Here is a 1,314-nt window from a genome sequence, read left to right as displayed (position 1 = left end):
GGCTCCTGCGTCTATAGCAAAACTATAAGGTGCCATCCCCACTGTTGCTACCGTAACATCTATCGCAAAATTACCCTCAGTTCCTGCACATTGATTGTTTAAAACTGCCGAAACGACCGGCGTTGGGTCTAATCCTATTACAGCTGGCAGCGATTGTGGACAATCATTAGCGTCTTTTACATAAACCACATAATTACCCGATTCCGCATTTAAGGTGTTTGAAGCTACCCAACCTGGACCCGTTACAAGTGGTACTGCACTTGCAGCTGGTAAAATTTGATACGTGTAAGGAGCAGTTCCCCCTTGTGCAGTTGCAACTATTTGTCCTGCGTTCGCCTTACAATTATCATTAACGGTTATAACCGATAAAGATACCGCTGCACCTGGTGAACCAACCGTAACTACATTAGATGTTTTGACACAGAAGGGACTGGCCGTCTCTGTAACAACTACCGTGTAATTCCCTGCCAATAATCCTGTGATTGATTGTGGGTTTGTCGATGTATTGGCAGCAAAAATCCCACCTACCGAAGCGCCTGAACTATTAAATACTTCATAGTTGTATGCTCCTAAATATCCTGCCACATTAATCCCTATTGCTCCATCAGTGTCTCCAAAACAAGTTACCGGTGTGGTTGGTGTAGCTACTACGTCAATCGTATTGAATGGAACAACTGTAAATACTGCTGTATCAAAATAACATCCTGTGATTACATCATTCACTCGGAAATAATAATTTCCCGGAGTTGTAATTCCAAATGTATTTGCAGGCTGTGTGGCTAAATTTGGCAACATTTGGTAAGTAAAGGTCCCTGAACCACCTGTTACCGTTATGATTACCGAACCTGTATTATTACAATCAATTGCAGCGTTTATAGTTGCTGTTGCTCCTGTAATTTTGGGCAAAGTAGTTATGGCTATATCTCTTGTTGCAATACATCCGTTCGCATCTTTGATATAAATTCGCAAGTTATAAGATGTATTAGTATCAATAATACTGAACGTATTTGTTGGGAAATAATTGGTTCCATCTATACTGTACGCGTAAGGAGCTGTTCCTGTACCTAAAGTTTCGTTTATGGTAACTGTAGCGGTATTTACAGAATTGTTTGGTGCACATCCAAAGGATGTAGCAAAGGATGAAGCATCTACTATTAATGCACTAGGCCCTCCAACTGTCTCTGTTTTTGAAAAACTACAACCTCTGCCTGAGTTTACTTTTATAGTATAAGTGCCCACAGCCAATCCCGTAAAAATATTTGAGGTTTGAGCCGCGACAACTATTGGTGCTGTTATCTCATAAGTATAGGTTGG

The 1,314-nt window shown here is 40.9% G+C and carries 1 protein-coding gene; it reads right to left on the bottom strand.

Annotated features, from left to right (window positions below; all coding sequences use genetic code 11):
* Positions 1 to 1,314: SprB repeat-containing protein (locus ACNQGH_RS21860; RefSeq protein ID WP_417958130.1), on the bottom strand; the 1,314-nt coding region annotated here is incomplete at both ends.

This window comes from Flavobacterium kochi, assembly GCF_048286715.1.
Classification (GTDB): domain Bacteria; phylum Bacteroidota; class Bacteroidia; order Flavobacteriales; family Flavobacteriaceae; genus Flavobacterium.
Note: the sequence above shows the minus strand (reverse complement) of the source record. Positions and strands in the feature narration are given on the sequence as shown.